Origin of the sequence: Streptomyces sp. NPDC001536, from assembly GCF_042894505.1 — a bacterium.
Taxonomy (GTDB): domain Bacteria; phylum Actinomycetota; class Actinomycetes; order Streptomycetales; family Streptomycetaceae; genus Streptomyces.
Genome location: NZ_JBIAVQ010000001.1, coordinates 1,048,622 through 1,065,672 on the forward strand (window position 1 = coordinate 1,048,622; position 17,051 = coordinate 1,065,672).

The 17,051-nt window shown below is 73.1% G+C and carries 9 protein-coding genes; 4 read left to right on the forward strand and 5 right to left on the reverse strand.

Annotated elements, in window-relative coordinates:
* Window positions 1-6 precede the first annotated feature (6 nt).
* From ACFY0U_RS04765 to ACFY0U_RS04785, 5 genes are all read right to left on the reverse strand, one after another.
* On the reverse strand, window positions 7-798 hold the full coding sequence (locus tag ACFY0U_RS04765) for a PDZ domain-containing protein (protein ID WP_388630123.1): 792 nt from the start codon (window positions 796-798) through the stop codon (window positions 7-9).
* Window positions 799-840: 42 nt separating this feature from the next.
* The gene (locus ACFY0U_RS04770) at window positions 841-1,011 is read right to left on the reverse strand and encodes a hypothetical protein (RefSeq protein ID WP_388630126.1); all 171 of its coding nucleotides are present in this window, start codon (window positions 1,009-1,011) and stop codon (window positions 841-843) included.
* A gap of 115 nt (window positions 1,012-1,126) precedes the next feature.
* Window positions 1,127-1,768: an IclR family transcriptional regulator gene (locus ACFY0U_RS04775; RefSeq protein WP_046259016.1), complete on the reverse strand. Its 642-nt coding sequence runs from the start codon at window positions 1,766-1,768 to the stop codon at window positions 1,127-1,129.
* 336 nt (window positions 1,769-2,104) lie between these two features.
* Complete coding sequence (locus ACFY0U_RS04780) at window positions 2,105-3,895, reverse strand: DEAD/DEAH box helicase (protein WP_388630129.1); 1,791 nt, start codon at window positions 3,893-3,895, stop codon at window positions 2,105-2,107.
* 161 nt (window positions 3,896-4,056) lie between these two features.
* Window positions 4,057-4,977, reverse strand: coding sequence for a LuxR C-terminal-related transcriptional regulator (locus ACFY0U_RS04785; protein ID WP_388630132.1), 921 nt, complete (start codon window positions 4,975-4,977; stop codon window positions 4,057-4,059).
* A gap of 233 nt (window positions 4,978-5,210) precedes the next feature.
* Here ACFY0U_RS04785 and ACFY0U_RS04790 point away from each other — a divergent pair, with 233 nt between their 5' ends.
* From ACFY0U_RS04790 to ACFY0U_RS04805, 4 genes are all read left to right on the forward strand, one after another.
* Window positions 5,211-6,515, forward strand: a complete 1,305-nt coding sequence (locus tag ACFY0U_RS04790) for an MFS transporter (RefSeq protein WP_388630135.1) — start codon at window positions 5,211-5,213, stop codon at window positions 6,513-6,515.
* Window positions 6,516-6,578: 63 nt separating this feature from the next.
* Window positions 6,579-10,013, forward strand: a complete 3,435-nt coding sequence (locus tag ACFY0U_RS04795; protein WP_388630138.1) for a type I polyketide synthase — start codon at window positions 6,579-6,581, stop codon at window positions 10,011-10,013.
* Window positions 10,010-15,739, forward strand: a complete 5,730-nt coding sequence (locus ACFY0U_RS04800; RefSeq protein WP_388630141.1) for a MupA/Atu3671 family FMN-dependent luciferase-like monooxygenase — start codon at window positions 10,010-10,012, stop codon at window positions 15,737-15,739. Before ACFY0U_RS04795 ends, ACFY0U_RS04800 begins: the two co-directional genes overlap by 4 nt.
* Before the next feature lie 4 nt (window positions 15,740-15,743).
* Window positions 15,744-17,036, forward strand: coding sequence for a M18 family aminopeptidase (locus tag ACFY0U_RS04805; RefSeq protein ID WP_388630144.1), 1,293 nt, complete (start codon window positions 15,744-15,746; stop codon window positions 17,034-17,036).
* The last annotated feature ends 15 nt before the right edge of the window (window positions 17,037-17,051 follow it).

The window sequence follows — 17,051 nt, forward strand, 5'->3', positions numbered from 1 at the left end:
GAGGCCCTAGCAGCTCGGGACGGAGCCCTTGCCCGTCTCCAGCGCCACCAGCGCGCTCACCGCTCCCTTCAGCGTGGTCACCGGCACGAGCCGCAGCCCCTTCGGCAGCTCCGCCTCCGCGTCCGCGCACTCGTCCTTGGGGACCAGGAACACCGTCGCCCCGTCCCGCTTCGCGGCCTGCGTCTTCAGGGGCACGCCCCCGACCGCGCCCACCGTGCCGTCCGCGTCGATCGTGCCGGTCCCGGCGATGGTCCGGCCGCCGGTGAGGTCGCCGCCGTTGCCGTCGCCGTCCAGCTTGTCGACGATGCCCAGGGAGAACAGCAGGCCCGCGCTGGGGCCGCCGACGTCGGCCAGCTTCAGCGAGACCTTGATGTCGTCGTCCTTCAGGTCCAGGTAGTTCAGCGCCGCCTGCGTCGCCGCGTCCTGGGACTCCTTCATCTGCGCGGTGTTGTGCCGCTCGATCTCCTTGGTGGACTGCCCGCTCGGATAGACCGAGTCGCGCGGCATGACCGCCCGGTCCGTGTCGAACCACGCGTCGAGCACATCGCCGAGCGAGACCCGGGTGTCCGGATTCGTCGCCTCGATCGTCGTCATCCGCAGCTGTCCGCTGGTGTCCCGGGTCGGCGCGCCCGAGATCGTGATCACCGGGGTGCCCTTGTTCTCACCGAGGACGTCGGCCGTCATACCGGGCTGGGCCAGCGAGAACGGGAGCGGCGCGAAGGCCGCCGTGGCGAGCAGGGCCACGACGGGCAGGGCACAGACGGCTACGGCCTGGGGGCGTGTGAGGCGAGAGAGCACGGGATCAATCTAACGCGACGACCACTTCCGGCCGGGGCCCGGTCAGCCGGCGCAGAGGTCCTCCCGGCGCCGGGCGAAGCGCCGCAGCGCCTCGGGGAGCGGCTCGACGCCGATACCCGGGGTGCGCGGGACCGGCAGACGGCCGTCCTCCAGCACGACGAAGATGCCGGTGCCGAGGGTGGCGCCCACGCTGAGCAGGGTGAGCTGCCCCACCCCCTTGGTCCGCCTCAGCGGACTCCCGGCGACTTGGCCGAAGCCGGGCGGGAGCCGGAAACGCGGGGCGGTCCAGGGCCGCCCCGCCCTCATGGCTCGCGGATCCGGTGAACGGTCAGCGCAATGCCTCCGCGACCTCCTTCGCCGCGTCCACGACCCGTGGCCCCACGCGCTCCGGCACCGCGTCGGCCAGCATCACGACTCCGACGCTGCCCTCGACGCCCGTGACGCCGAGCAGCGGTGCGGCGGCGCCGCTCGCGCCGGCCTCCAGCTCCCCGTGGGTCAGGGTGTACCCGGGGTCCCGGAGCGGCTGGGTGCGGGCGGAGAGGATCGCTCGGCCGGCGGCCCCGCGGTCCAGTGGGTGACGGAATCCGGCCCGGTACGCCACGTGGTAGTCCGTCCACGTCGGCTCGACCACGGCGACGGCGAGCGCCTCCGCCCCGTCGACCAGGGTGAGATGGGCGGTGGCTCCTATGTCCTCGGCCAGTGAACGCAGGGCCGGCAGGGCCGCCTCGCGCACCAGTGGATGCACCTGACGGCCAAGGCGCAGCACGCCGAGCCCGACCCGGGCACGTCCGCCCAGGTCACGCCGTACGAGGGCATGCTGCTCCAGCGTGGCGAGCAACCGGTACACCACGGTCCGGTTGACGCCCAGTTTGTTGGATAGCTCGGTGACGGTCAGCCCGTGGTCCGTATCGGCCAGCAGCTTGAGGACACGCAGTCCTCGGTCGAGCGTCTGAGAGGTCTCCGCGGTCACGACGCCCACTCCTCCAAGTGGTGAGGTCGGCGGCCCTGTCGCGGGGATGCGTCATCGAGTCCCGTCGGTGACGCGCTTCAGAGGCCGCCGATCGGCCGGCGGCCCGGAGCGGTTTCCGGACCGCGTCGCTTCACGGCTGCGCTCCGCGGCGGCGCTGCCACGGGGCGTGTGCGTAGCGGGACTGTAGCGATGCCGGTTCGCTGAGCGGAAGGCTCCGTCCAGAATCCGGGCAGTGGCTGGTACGGAGCACTCCGATTTGTCGTGATATGTACGGCGCACCGGTGATCGACGCGCGCCCCCGCCATGCCCGGTGATGTCACCTCACCGCACCCGGCGTCACTTCATCCGGGTGGCCCACTCCTGCACCTTGGCGATCCGCTGCCGCAGCTGCCCGGCCGTCGCCTCCGCGCTCGGCGGTCCCCCGCACACCCGCCGCAGCTCGGTGTGGATGACCCCGTGCGGCTTGCCGCTCTGGTGGACGTACGCGCTGACCATGGTGTTGAGCTGCTTGCGGAGCTCCATCATCTCCTTGTGCGAGACGACGGGCCGCCGCTCGGCGGGCAGTTCGAGGAGGTCCGCCTCGGAGTCCGGCTTCTTGCGGCTGTGCGCGATCTGCCGGGCCTGCCGCTTCTGGAGCAGCAGCTGCACCTGGTCGGGTTCGAGGAGCCCGGGGATACCGAGGTAGTCCTGCTCCTCCTCGCTCCCGGGGTGGGCCTGCATGCCGAACTCGGCGCCGTCGTACAGGACCCGGTCGAAGACGGCCTCGGACTCCAGCGCCTCGAAGGAGAACTGCTCCTGCTCGCCGGTGTCCTCGTCCTGCTCCTTGTTCGCCTCCTCCATCTCCTTCTCGGACTCGGCGTACGGGTCCTCCTCGCCCTCCTTCTTCGGCTTGTCGAGGGCGTGGTCCCGTTCCACCTCCATCTCGTTGGCGAAGGTGAGCAGGTCGGGGACGGTCGGCAGGAAGACGGAGGCGGTCTCGCCGCGGCGCCGGGACCGCACGAAACGGCCGACGGCCTGGGCGAAGAAGAGAGGCGTGGAGATGGTGGTGGCGTAGACCCCCACCGCCAGGCGCGGCACGTCGACGCCTTCCGACACCATGCGGACGGCGACCATCCACCGGTCGTTGCTGGCGCTGAAGTCGTCGATCCGCTTGGACGCGCCCGCGTCGTCGGAGAGCACGAGGGTCGCCTTGGTCCCGGTGATCTCCCGGATCAGCTTGGCGTACGCACGCGCCGAGTCCTGGTCGGAGGCGATCACGAGGGCACCCGCGTCCGGGATGGCCTTGCGGACCTCGGTCAGCCGCTGGTCGGCGGCGCGCAGCACGCTCGGCATCCACTCGCCGCGCGGATCCAGCGCCGTACGCCAGGCCTGGCTGATCGCGTCCTTGGTCATGGGCTCGCCGAGCCGCGCGGCGATCTCGTCGCCGGCCTTGGTCCGCCAGCGCATGTTGCCGCTGTAGCTCAGGAAGATGACCGGCCGCACGACATGGTCGGCGAGCGCGTTGCCGTAGCCGTAGGTGTAGTCGGCGGCGGAGCGGCGGATGCCGGCGTTGTCCTCCTCGTACGTCACGAAGGGGATGGGGTTGGTGTCGGACCGGAAGGGCGTACCGGTGAGCGCGAGCCGACGGGTGGCCGGCTCGAAGGCCTCCAGGCACGCCTCGCCCCAGGACTTGGAGTCACCGGCGTGGTGGATCTCGTCGAGGATGACGAGCGTCTTGCGCTGCTCGACGCGGTTGCGGTGCAGCATGGGGCGCACGCCGACGCCGGCGTACGTCACGGCGACCCCGTGGTAGTCCTTGCCGAGCGGGCCCGCGCTGTACTCCGGGTCCAGCTTGATCCCTATCCGCGCGGCCGCTTCCGCCCACTGCTTCTTCAGGTGCTCGGTCGGCGCGACCACGGTCACCTGCTGCACGACGTGGTGGTGCAGCAGCCAGGAGGCGAGGGTCAGCGCGAAGGTGGTCTTGCCGGCGCCGGGGGTGGCGACGGCGAGGAAGTCGCGCGGCTGCTCCTGGACGTACTTCTCCATCGCACCCTGCTGCCAGGCGCGCAGCTTGCTGGCGGTGCCCCAGGGGGCGCGGCCGGGGAAGGCGGGAGAGAGGTGATGGGAGGAGGCGGCGGTGGTAGTCACGGTCTCCGTAAAAGGGGTCGAGCGGCTCGGCTGGTGGGGCGGAAGGGTCGGCTACGTATGACAACCGGGCCACCCTACCGGCGGCCCGGCGGTGTCAACGCGCGGACAGGCCCGGGTCCCCCGTGGGTGGGACCGAGGTCACACGGGCACCGCGCACACCGTCACCGGCCGTCGTCCTCCAGCAGACCCGACGTGGCCACCAGGTATCCGAGCTGGGCCCTGCTGCCGCTGCCGAGCCGTAAGGACACCTTCCTGATGTGCTCCGCCACGCTTCTGCGGCTCATGCCGAGCCGGCGGGCGATGGAGTCGTCCGTCTCACCGGCGACGACGGCGCGCAGGATCGTCTGCTGGAGGTCGGAGGTGACGGCGGGGTTGCGGCGCTCGGCGGGGTCCGCGGGGTGCACGGGCGTGGAGCGTTCCCAGGTCTGCTCGAAGACCCGGGCCAGAAAGCGGACCAGGGCGGGGTCCCGGATCTGCAGGGCGCCGTCCGCGCTGTCCTGCGACAGCGGCACGAAGGCGACCGAGCGGTCGCAGACGATCAGCCGCTCGACGACCTCGGCCAGGGTGCGGACCTCGGCGCCCGCCTCGGTGACCCGCTCGATGTACGCCATGGTCGGCCGGTGCGTGTGCACGGTGTGCTGGTACAGGGTGCGCTGGCGCACCCCGCGCCGCAGCGCCCGCAGATCACGGCCGAGCGCCTCGCGCAGGGTCGCCTCCGCGCGGCCGCCGCCCGGCTGGGCGGTGAGCAGTTCGTGCCGGCAGTCCCCCACCGCCGCCTCCAGGGCCGCGCTGATCACCGCCTTCTCGGTGAGCCGGACCAGCGCGGGCAGGGCCGAGCGCTGCTCGCGCGCGTACAGCGACTCGAAGGCGGTGAGCCGTGCGGACGCCGACCGCAGGGCCCGGCGCTGCTCGGCCAGCCGGTCCTCCATCGTGGACAGCACGGCGAACCGCGCCGCGTCCGGCGCCACCGGCAGACACCAGCCGGGCGGGTCCGTGTCGGGGACGACCAGTCCGAGTTCGGTCAGACAGCGCGGCACCTCGTCGGCCGGCACCCGTCCCTCGCGCAGCGCCGTGCGGTACACCGCCAGCGCCCGCGGACAAGGGCGGGTCGGACGTGTTTCGTGGCAATCACACGTGCGTGGGTCGAAATGATCACGCTTCACAAGTGTGCAGATTACATTCATGCGCCGTCGTCCCTCAGGCCTAATTCCGCACCGCCTGACTACTGTTCGACAGGTTCTGTTCGACGGGTCCGCCCCCGTGGGCCAACCCCGCCCGCACCTCGCCCTGTTGCCGTCCGCGAAGGAAGTCGAGAATGCCGGAACCCGTCACGGCCTCGGTGCGGGAACGCCGGTACCGCGTCCTGGTCGCGGGCTACGCCCTGTCGTCGTACGGCAGTTATCTCAACGTCGTCGCGCTCAATCTGTACGTCTACGCCGTCACCGACCGCGCGCTGGCCGTCGGCGCCTTCATGGCCGTACGGCTCGCCGCGGGGATCGTCGCGGGGCTGCTGGCCGCGCCGATCCTGGCCCGGTGGTCGGCGCGGTCGGTCATGTTCTGGGTGAACGTGGTGCAGGCGGCGGTGCTGGCGGTCCTGGTGGCGGCGCCCGACACCCTGCGCACCCCGGTGCTGTTCGTCGTCTCGGCGGTGGGCGGGATCACCGGCACGGTCTTCATGGTCGCGCTGCGCAGCTCGGTCATCCCGGAGATGGTGACCGAGGACCGGCGCACCTGGGCCAACTCGCTGATGGTGAGCGGGCGTTCGGTGGCGATGGTGGCCGGGTTCGCGTCGGCCGGTGTGGTCGTCTCGCTGCTCGGCTACACGGCCGCCTTCCTGCTGGACATGGCCACGTTCCTGGTGTGCGCGGTCGCGGTGGCCCAACTGCCGGTCACCCGGCGGCAGAAGCCGGACGCGGAGGAGGACACAGCACAGGCGGCGGGTCCGGACGGGACCGGGAAGAAGCGCCGCCGGCTGCCCGCCGCGGTGGTGGTCCTGGCCGGCGCGCCCGTGCTCGGCCTGATGGTGCTGCTGCGGGGCGTCGACGCGCTCGGCTCGTCCTCCCACAACGCGGCGCTGCCCGTGTACTCGACGGAACTGGACACCGACAGCCCGGCCACGTTCGTCAGCGTGTTCTGGTGTGTGTGGGCGTTCGGCAACATCGTGGCCCAGCAGGTGATCCAGCGGCTGCCCAAGCGCTCGGAACAGGCCCTGGGGGCCCTCGGCTTCGGGCTCGGCACCATCGTGATGTCCGGCGCCTTCATCCTGGCCTTCGCCGGTCTGCCCTGGACCGCCACCGTACTGATCGCGCTGGTCGCGGGGGCCGCCGACGGACTGACCGAGGTGTCCTACACCCAGCATCTCCAGACCCTGCCGGACCGGCTGCGCACCCATGCCTTCGGGCTGTCGGCGACCGTGGAGAGCTTCGGCTTCGGCGCCGGGATGATCGCGGTCGGCGCCGCGCTCGACGTGTTCTCGCCGCTGTCGGTCGTCGCGGTCGCACACGGTGTGGCCATCGTGATCGCCGTGCTCTTCGTGGCCCTGGTGCTGCGCCGCCGTTCGACGGCGCCGGCAGGGACGGCGACGGAGGGCACGGGGGCGGAGGCGCGCGCGGAGGTGTGAGACGGACCCGGACGTCGACCCGTCGAGGTCCGACCAACGAGCCGGAGCAGAAGGGGGAGAAGGGTGCCGGACGAAGGGACGCCGTACGAAGGGACGCCGGACGACCGGCGCGTGGCGGTCATCGGGATGGCGCTGAGGTTCCCGGGAGCGGGGACCGCCGAGCAGTACTGGCGCGACATCGAAGCGGGCGTCTCCCATGTACGACGGTTCAGCCGGGCCGAGTTACGGGCCGCGGGAGCCTCCGAGGACCTCCTCGACGACCCGGACCTCGTCGGCGCCAGTGCGCTGCTGGAGGGCATCGACGGCTTCGACGCCGCGTTCTTCGGGATGACCGGGCGCGAGGCGGAGGTGACCGACCCGCAGCAGCGGCTGCTCCTGGAGTGCTGCCACCACGCCCTGGAGGACGGCGGTTACGCCGGTTCCGACGCCCGGATCGGGGTGTACGGCAGCGTCGGGTACCGGCTGTACTCGCTGCACAGCTATCTCGCCAACAACCTCGCGGACGTGCCGGGCGACGACTGGATCGCGCAGAAGCAGGTCCAGGTCGGCACCTATCCCGACTTCGCCGCCAACCGGGCCGCCTTCCGGCTCGGGCTGCGCGGCCCGGCGGTCAATGTCGCCACCGCCTGCTCCAGCGCCCTCGTCTCGGTCCATCTGGCCTGTCAGGCGCTGTTGGCGGGTGACGCCGAGCTGATGCTGGTGGGCTCGGCGGCCCTGCACCTCCCCCAGATCACCGGGCACCGGCACGTCAAGGGCTCCACGATCTCCCGGAGCGGCACGGTACGTGCCTTCGACGCGGACGCCGACGGCACGGTCGGCGGCAACGGGGTCGCGGCGGTCCTGCTGAAGCCGCTGGCCCGGGCGCTGGCCGACGGCGACACCGTGCACGCGGTCATCCTCGGCTCGGCGGTCACCAACGACGGTGACGACAAAGGGGGGTTCGCGGCGCCGGGGGTCGCGGGCCAGCGGGACGCGGTGCTCGGCGCGCTGGCCCGGGCGGGCGTGGCGGCCGACTCCCTCGGCTATCTGGAGGCGCACGGCACCGGCACGTACAAGGGCGACCCGATCGAGTTCGCCGCGCTCACCGAGGCGTTCCGCGCGCACACGGACGGCACGGCCTTCTGCGCGCTGGGCTCCACCAAGCCCGCGATCGGCCACCTGGACAGCGCGGCGGGCCTGGCGGGCCTTATCAAGGCGATCCTGGTGCTACGGCACGGGGTGATACCGCCCCTGGTGAACTTCACCCGCGCCAACCCGCTCCTTGAGCTGGAGACCAGCCCGTTCGTCGTGCCGACCCGGGCGACGCCGTGGCCGAACGGCGGGGTGCGGCGGGCGGGGGTCCATTCGATCGGGATGGGCGGGACGAACGCGCATGTGATCTTGGAGGAGGCTCCGGGGAGGGAGCTGGGGCGGGTGTCCGGGGGCGCGTCGGGGAGGGAGCCGGGAGGCTTGTCCGGAAGCGCGCCGGGCGGCGTGGCCCAGGGCATGCCGGGGGGCGTGGCCGCAGGTGCGCCGGGGGACGTGGCCGTGGGTGTGCCGGGCGGCGGCTCCGGGAGCCTGTCAGGAATCGTGCCCGGAAGGGAGCCGGCAGGCGGGTCCGGGTGGGGCGCGGAGGAGGTTCGCGGTGCGTGGGAGGTGCCCGTGCTGCTGCCGCTGTCGGCGCGGACACCGTCGGCGCTGGCCGCGTATGCCCGGGCCTTCCGGGACGAGTTGGTGCGGCGCCCGGATCTCGACCCCGCGGATCTGCTGACGACGACCGCGCTCGGCCGGCGTCAGCTGCCCCACCGGCTGGTCGTCACCGCGCCCTTCGTCGAGGGGCTGGACGCGTTCCTCGCCGGGGCGCCGGGCGCCCTGACCGGGACGGCCGACCGGACCGTCACCCCCGCCTTCCTCTTCAGCGGCCAGGGCGCAGGCGGCCCCGGCATGGCCGGCGCGCTCGCCGCCCGCTTCCCGGTCGTCGCCGAGGTGCTGCGGGAGTGCGCGCGGATCCATGAGGAGGAGACGGGCGAGAGAGACTTCCTCGCACGGCTCAGCCACGAAGCCCCCGGGTCCTCCACCCCCTGGGACACGGCCTTCGCGCAACCCGCGATCTTCGCCCTGCAAGTCGCCCAGCTCCGGCTCTGGCGGAGCTGGGGCGTGCGGCCCGGGGCGGTCGCCGGGCACAGTGTCGGGGAGTTCGCGGCGCTGTGTGCCGCCGGGGCGCTGTCGCTCGCGGACGGCATGCGGCTGCTGTGCCGGCGGGGCCGGCTGATGCAGGACACGGCGCCCGGCGCGATGCTCGCCGTCTTCGCCGACCGGGACCGGGTCCGGCGGCTCGCCGCCGAGGTCGGGCGCGTGGAGCTCGCCGTGTCCAACGGGCCCGAGCACCAGGTACTGGCCGGCCCGCCCGACGCCATCGCCGAAGCACAGCGTCTGCTGACCGGGCGCGGCCTGACCGGCGTACCGCTCCCGGTGGACCGCGCCTTCCACAGCGCCCTCCTGGACCCGGTCCTCGACGACCTGCGCGCGGCCGTCGGGAAGGCCGAACTACGGCCTGTCGAGATCGAGTTCGTCAGCGGCCTGGACGGCGTCGCCCATCCCCCGGGCTGGCTGCCCGACGCCGACCACCTCGTCCGCCAGGCTCGCCGCACCGCCGACTTCCACGCCGTACTGAACACCCTGGCGCCCGCGGACGCCCTGCTGGAACTCGGCCCGGACACCACCCTGACCCGGCTCGCCCGCCGGGCGGTCCCGGACACCCTCTGTGTGCCCACGGGCGGCACCCCGGACGAGGTGTGGCGGGCCGCGGCCCGGCTGCACTGCGCCGGGGCGCCCCTCGACTGGGCCGCCCTGCTCGAAGGGTGCGGAGGGCGGCGTATCCCGTTGCCCACCTACCCCTTCGAGCACCGGTCGTACTGGATCGGCCCACCACCGCCGCCCACCACCGCCGTACCCGCGCACGAACCCGCGAGAGAACCCGATGGGGAGAACGACGTGACCGACCAGGCAGTACTCAAGCGCGTACGCGAACTGACCGCACAGCACCTGGGATACGACCAGGACGGGCTGCGCGCCGGGGAGACCTACGTCGGACTGGGCGCGGACTCCCTGCAACTGATCGGCATGCTGCGGCAGTTGGAGGGCGAGTTCGGGGTGCGGCTGGCCGTGCGGGAACTGCTGGAGGACGCGGGCTCACCGGAGTTGACGGCCCGGCTCATCGCGGAGCGCCTGGCACGGCCGGCACCGGAGCCGCGGGCCGAGATCATCGACGTACGACAGATACCGGAGCCGCGGAAGGCGGCAGCCCAGGCACCCCAGACACCTCAGGCACCCCAGGCACCGCACGGACCCGAAGCGTCCGAAGCGTCCGCGGCGCCCGGGCAGGCGGAGTACGCCAGTCGGGCCGAAGTCGCCGAGCTGCGGCGGCAGATCGACGTACTGGCCGAGACCCAGGCCTCGTTGATCACCCAGCTCTCCGACGCCGTCGCCCTGCTCACCGCCGAGCGGGCCGCCCGATGAGCCCGGCCACGGCGGCGGACCGGGCCGCGGCGCTGTCCCGCCGACTGGACGAGCAGCTGGCACGGGCAGGCACCACGTCGTCCGCCCCCACCGTCCACGGCCCCCGCGTCACCCTCCCCCACGACTCCGGGATGGCCGGCGCCGGTGCCACCGACACCCAGCGCGCGCACGCCACCGACCTCGCCCGGCGGCTCACGGAACGCACCCGGACCTCCAAGGAGCTGGCGCAGTCCCGGCGTTCGGTGCTCGCGGACAGCCGGGCGGTGGTCGGGTTCCGGCGCTCGACGAAGGAGACGCTGTACCCGCTCTCGGCGAGTGGCGCGCGCGGCGCGCGGCTGACGGACGTCGACGGGAACACGTACACCGACATCACGATGGGCTTCGGGTCCCTGCTCCTCGGCCATGAGCCGGACTGTGTGACCGAGGCCGTGCGCGCGCACCTGGACGGCGGACTGCGGTTCGGGCCGCGTCCGGTCGAGGCGGGTGAGGTCGCCCAGCTGCTCGCGGACCTCACCGGCATGGACCGCGTCGCGTTCGCGGCCTCCGGCACCGAGGCCAACTCCGCCGCGATCCGGCTCGCCCGCGCGGCCACCGGACGCGACCGGATCGTCATGTTCCGCGGCTCGTACCACGGTCATATCGACACGGTGCTCGGCCGCCCAGGACCGGGCGACGGCGCCGTGCCCGTCTCCCGCGGCATCCCCGACAGCGCCGTCGCGGAGCTGATCGTCCTGGAGTACGGCAGCCAGGAGTCCCTCGCCACCATCGACGCCCTCGGCGACCGCATCGCCGCGGTCCTCGTCGAGCCCGTGCAGTGCCGCAACCCCGCCCTGCGCCCGGTCGCCTTCCTGCGCGAGCTGCGCGAACTGACCCGGCGGCGCGGCATCGTGCTGCTCTTCGACGAGATGCTCACCGGGCTGCGCCCGCATCCGCGTGGCGCCCAGCACCACTTCGGGGTGGTGCCCGACCTGGCCACCTACGGCAAGGCGCTCGGCTCCGGCTTCCCCGTCGGGGCGATCGCGGGCCGCGCCGACATCATGGACGGTGTCGACGGCGGATTCTGGCGCTACGGCGACGAGAGCCGCCCCACCGCCGAGACCACCTTCTTCGGCGGGACCTACCTCCAGCACCCGCTGTCCATGGCGGCGGCCAAGGCGGTCCTCACCCACCTCGCCGCCGAGGGCCCCGGGCTCCAGGAGCGACTCAACGCCCGTACGGACGCGCTCGCCGACGATCTCAACCGGTTCTTCACCGACGAGGAATTCCCCCTGGAGCTGGCCCACTTCGGTTCGATGTTCCGGTTCGTCCACCGCGCGGACATGGAACTGCTCTACCAGCACCTGCTGTTGCGCGGCATCTACGTCTGGGAGTGGCGCAGTTTCTATCTCTCCACCGCCCACACCGACGCCGACGTCGAACGGGTCGCGGACGCGGTGAAGGGGTCCCTGCGGGAGCTGCGGGAGGCGGGCTTCTTCCCGGCGTCCCGGTCTGCGGTCGGGCGGACACGGCCCCAACCCCGCCCGAAACAGCCGGACTTCGGGGTGTACTTCTTCGGCGACTACCCCGACGCCGACAGCACCTCCGCCTACGACCGGCTCGTCGAGACCGCCCGCTTCGCCGACGAACGCGGCTTCAGCTCCCTGTGGCTGCCCGAGCGGCACTTCCACTCCTTCGGCGGGCTCTTTCCCAACCCGGCGGTACTGGCGGCCTCGTTGGCGCGCGAGACCAGCCGGATCCGGCTCAACGCCGGGTCGGTGGTGCTGCCGCTGCACGATCCGGTGCGGGTCGCGGAGGAGTGGTCGGTCGTCGACAACCTCTCCGGCGGCCGGGTCGGTCTCGGCTGCGCCACCGGCTGGCACGCCCAGGACTTCGCGCTGCACCCGGACCGTTTCGAGCGCCGCAAGGAGATCGCCTTCGCCCACCTCGACGACGTGACGACGCTGTGGCGCGGCGGTGCGGTACGGCGCACCAGCGGCGAGGGCGAGCCCGTCGACGTGACGATCCACCCGCGGCCGGTGCAGGAGCTGCCGCCGATGTTCCTCGCCACCTCCGGGCGGCGCGCCTCGTACGAGGAGGCGGGGCGGCGCGGCCTTGGCATCGTCACCAACCTGATGGGGCAGACGGTCGCCGAACTCGCCGAGAACATCCGCCACTTCCGCAAGTCCCGCGAACAGCACGGCCTCGATCCCGACACCGGCCGCGTCACCGTCCTCCTCCACACCTACCTCGGCCCGGACCACGCCACGGCCCGCGCGGAGGCCCTGGAGCCGATGAGCCGCTACCTGCGCTCCTCCCTCCAGATGCGGTCCGCGGCGAGCGCGGCGGGCGCGGGACCCGAAGACGTGGCCTCCGCGACCGACGACGACCTCGACTACCTCTTCCGCCGCGCCTACGACCGCTACTGCGACGAGCGCGCCCTGATCGGCACACCCGACACCTGCGTCCCCCTGGTGGAGTCGCTGCGCGAGGCGGGGGTCGACGAGATCGCCGCGCTCGTGGACTTCGGGATGCCGGAGGGGCGGATGCGGGCGGGGCTTGAGCATTTGGACGCGCTGCGGCGGCGGATGGCGGGGGCGGTGCCGGAGGGTGTGTTGCCGGGCGAGGGCTCGGTGGGGGCGGTGCTGCCGGGCGGGAGCGCGGAGATGGCTGCGCTGCCGGCCGCGGGCACGGTGGAGACGGTCCGGCGCGGGCCCGCGACCGATGCTCAGCGTCGGCTCTGGCTGGCTGCCCGGCTGATCGGTGATCCGGCCGCGTACAACGAGATCCAGTCCGTACGGCTGCGCGGCCCCCTGTCCGAGCAGGCGCTGCGCGCGGCCGTGGCGGGGCTCGTCGAGCGGCACGCGGGGCTGCGGACGATCTTCCGTGCGGCCGGTGACACCGTCGAGCAGGTCGTACGACCCGACCTGCGGCCTGAGTTGACGGTGACCGACGTCGACGGGGCGGAGGCGGTGGCCGCCGTCCTGCGCGAGGAGAGCGGGCGGCCGTACGACCTCGCCGAGGGACCGCTGTTCACACCCCGGCTGCTGCGGCTCGCGGCGGACGACCATGTGCTGGTCCTCGGCCTGCACCACATCATCACGGACGCCCACTCGGCGGGACTCCTCGCCGCGGACCTGGAGGAGCTGTACCGGGCGGCGACGGAGGGCAGGGAGCCGGTGTTCGCGGCGCCGGCGGGCAGCACGCTGGACGACCTGCGGGTCACGCACGCCCCTGTCCACCTGGATGAACGGGCGTTCGCCACACCCACCGGCACCACCCCGACCGGACCCCGGACCACGCCCACCCCCGCCCGCCCCCACGGACCGCAGCCCACCACCCCAGCCGGACCGTCGATCACCTACGACCCCGCCGACCTGAAGTGGTGGCGCGAGTATCTCCACCCCCTGCCGCCCACCCCCGCCGTCCCCACAGACCGACCGCGTGGGCGTCGGGTCGCCGGGCGCGGGGCAGCCGAGGAGGTGTCCTGGGGCGCGGATCGGGCCGGGCGGTTGCGGGAGTGGAGTGGGCGGCAGGGGGTGACGCTGTTCGCGACGCTGCTCACGGCCTGGCAGTTGGTGCTGCGGGAACGGTCCGGACAGGACGAGTTCCTGGTCGGCTCGACCTTCGGGAGGCGCCGCCCCGGTACCGAGCACACCGTCGGCTTCCATGTCGCCGTACTCCCGCTGAAGGCGTCGCTCACCGGCACGACCGGGCTGCGGGACGCCGTACGAGCCACTCGGGACGCGCTGTTCGCCGCCGACGCGCACCAACACGTGGACGTGGACGCCCTGTTGGCCGCCGTCAACCCCGACCCCGGCCACCCACGCCCCCTGGTGACGGTGTCGGCGGACCTGGACGGCGCACCCCTGTCCCGGCTCCGGCTCCCCGGACTCACCGCCGAACAGATCCCCGGCGGCACCGAATCGGCCCCACTGGAACTGGCGTTGGCGGCCCTGGACACCCGCGACGGGCTACGGCTGCGGATCCGCTACGACGCCGATCTGTACGACGCGTCGACCGTACGAGGGCTGCTGGCCGACCTGGAACGGGTGCTGGAGGCCATGGCCGGCGGACAGGCCGCGACGGTGGCGGACACCGAACCCGCCCCGGCAGTGAGCGACTCGACAACACCCACCGCGACAGTGAGCGCGCCCACCCCGCACGAGGCCGAAACCCTGCGCACCCTGTGGGCCTCCGTCCTCTCCACCGACGCCCTCTCCGACACCGCTGACTTCTTCGACCTGGGCGGCAGTTCGATCGCCGCGATCCGGCTGCACAACCGGGTCCGGGACGCCCTCGGCGTCGAGTTCTCGCTGGCGGACTTCTTCGCCGAACCGACGCTCGGCGCGCTGATCCGGTCGCTGACGGGAAGCGCGGCCGCCGACGTAGCCGAGGACGTCGTGGACCGTGCCCCCGTCACCGACCAGCAGGCCCGCATGCTCGCCGCGCAGCCCGCCCTGCCCCGGCCGCAGGTCTACAACGTGCCGACCCGCATCCGCCTCACCGGCCCCGTCGACACGGACGCCCTACGCACGGCCCTGACCGAACTGGTGCGACGCCACCACTCGTTGCGCACCCGATACATCCAGGACGGCGGGGGCGCCTGGTGGCAGGAGGTCGTGGACGTCGCGCCGCCACCGCTGCGGATCGTCGACTACAGCCGGCTCCCCGCCGAACGGGCCGCCCAGCGCGCGGACCAGGCCTGCCGGGCGGCGGCCGACGAACCCTTTGACCTGACCCGCCCGACCCTGCCCCGGCTGCGGCTGCTGCGGGTCGCGCCGGACGAATGGGTGCTGATGTTCGTGGTGCACCACATCTGCACCGACGGCTGGTCCCACGGCGTGCTCCTCGCCGAGCTGGCCGCCCTGTACACCGCCGCCGCGTCCGGCACCGCCCCCGCCCTGCCCGCCCCCTCGGCCCAGCCCGCCGACCACGCCCGCCGCCAGCTCGAACGCCGGGGCGGCGCCGAACGGACCCGGCGGGCCGCGCACTTCGTCGACCACCTGACCGGCGTACCCACGCGCCTCGATGTGCCCACGGACCGCCCCCGTTCCGGAAGCCTCAGCGGCGACGGCGAGACCGTCCGCGCCCACGCGCCGGCCGAACTTCGGGGCAGAGTGGAGAAGTTCGCCGCGGTCCACCGGGTGACCCCGTTCGCCGTGGCCGCCGCCGCGCTCGGCGTCACCGTGGCGCGGCTCTCCGGACAGCGGGACCTGCTGGTGGGAGTGCCGTACGCCAACCGGGACGGCAGCGACACCGAGACGCTGGTGTCGCTGGTCTCCACGAACATCCCGGTGCGGATCCGGGTCAGGCCCGAGGAGAGCTGCGCCGAACTGGTCGCCCGCACCGGCGCGGAGACGCTCGCCGCCATGGCGAACGTCCTGCCGACGGCCGAGGTGTGGCAGGCGCTGCGGGAGGCGGGCGTGCGCGAGGTGCCCGAGGTGGTGTCGTGTCTGCTGGTCTTCCAGAACACCGACGACGTGGAGATCGAGATCCCCGGACTCGGGGTGGAGGTCGACGACGTGGCACCGCCCGCGGCGCGCACGGAGCTGACGTTCGGGCTGACGCCGCGCCGCGATCCGGCGCTGGGCTACCGGGCGTATGTCGAATACTCGGCGGACCTGTGGGACAGGAAATCGGCGGAGCGGATCCTCGACTCCTACCTGTCCGTCCTCGACGAACTGTGCGACAGCCCCGGCCGCGCGGTCGGCGAGCTGCTCGCCCCCACCACCTCCGGAGAGGCATAAGCGCATGACCAAGGCCATCGATCCCACGCACAACGAAGACCTGCTCGCCTTCCTGGAAGCCGCCTCCTCGCCCTACCACGCGGTGGCGCAGGCCGTGCAGCGCCTGGAGAAGGCCGGTTTCGAGGAGTTGCGGGAGACCGAGGAGTGGACGGGTCACAGCGGCGGCCGGTTCGTCGTACGGGGCGGCGCGCTGCTCGCCTGGTACGTCCCCGAGGGGGCGCCCGCGCACACCCCGTTCCGGATCATCGGCGCGCACACCGACTCCCCCAACCTGCGGGTGAAACCGACCCCGGACACCGGCTCGGCCGGCTGGCGCCAGGTCGCCGTGGAGATCTACGGCGGGGTCCCGCTGAACACCTGGCTCGACCGCGACCTCGGCGTCTCCGGCCGGCTGACCCTGCGCGACGGCACGGCGAAGCTGGTCAAGATCGACGAACCGCTGTTGCGGGTACCGCAGTTGGCGATCCATCTCGACCGCACGGTGAACGAGGGCCTCGCCCTGGACCGGCAGCGCCAGCTCCAGCCCGTCTGGGCGCTGGGCCGGCCGGACCCTGGCGCGCTGCTGCGGCGGATCGCGGCCGACGCCGGGCTCGACCCGGCCGAGGTGCTCGGCTGGGACCTGATGCTGCACGACGTACAGAAGCCCGGACTGCTGGGCGCCGACCGGGAGTTCCTGGTCTCGGCACGCCTGGACAACCTCGTCTCCGTGCACGCGGGCGCCGCCACGCTGGCCACCGTCGCGCAGTCCTGGCCGGGCGCCGCCGAACGCGTCCCGGTCCTGGCCGCGTTCGACCACGAGGAGGTCGGCTCCGGCTCCGAGACCGGGGCGCAGGGCCCGCTCCTGGAGCGCGTCCTGGGCCGGGTGGTGACCGCGCGGGGCGGTGGCGCGGAGGACTGGGCGCGGGCGCTGGCGGGCACGATCTGCGTCTCCTCCGACATGTCCCACGCGGTGCACCCCAACTACAGCGAGCGGCACGACCCGGACAACCACCCGCTGCCCAACGGCGGCCCGGTGATCAAGGTCAACGTCAATCAGCGGTACGCGACCGACGGCACCGGCTATGCCGCGTTCGCCGCCGCCGCGGACCGGGCCGAGGTGCCCTGGCAGCGGTTCGTGTCCAACAACGCCATGCCGTGCGGTACGTCGATCGGGCCGATCACCGCGGCCCGGCTGGGGGTGACGACGGTGGACGTGGGCGTGCCCGGACTGTCCATGCACTCCTCGCGCGAGCTGTGCGGGGCGGACGACCCGGGGTATCTGACGCGGGCGCTGACGGAGTTCGTCTCGGCGGGCTGAACCAACGACAAGAGG

What these genes read in the sequence shown, in the direction of transcription:
- ACFY0U_RS04790 (WP_388630135.1), top strand. Translation starts at nt 5,211, where the DNA reads ATGCCGGAACCCGTCACGGCCTCGGTGCGGGAACGCCGGTACCGCGTC.
- ACFY0U_RS04805 (WP_388630144.1), top strand. Translation starts at nt 15,744, where the DNA reads ATGACCAAGGCCATCGATCCCACGCACAACGAAGACCTGCTCGCCTTC.
- ACFY0U_RS04800 (WP_388630141.1), top strand. Translation starts at nt 10,010, where the DNA reads ATGAGCCCGGCCACGGCGGCGGACCGGGCCGCGGCGCTGTCCCGCCGA.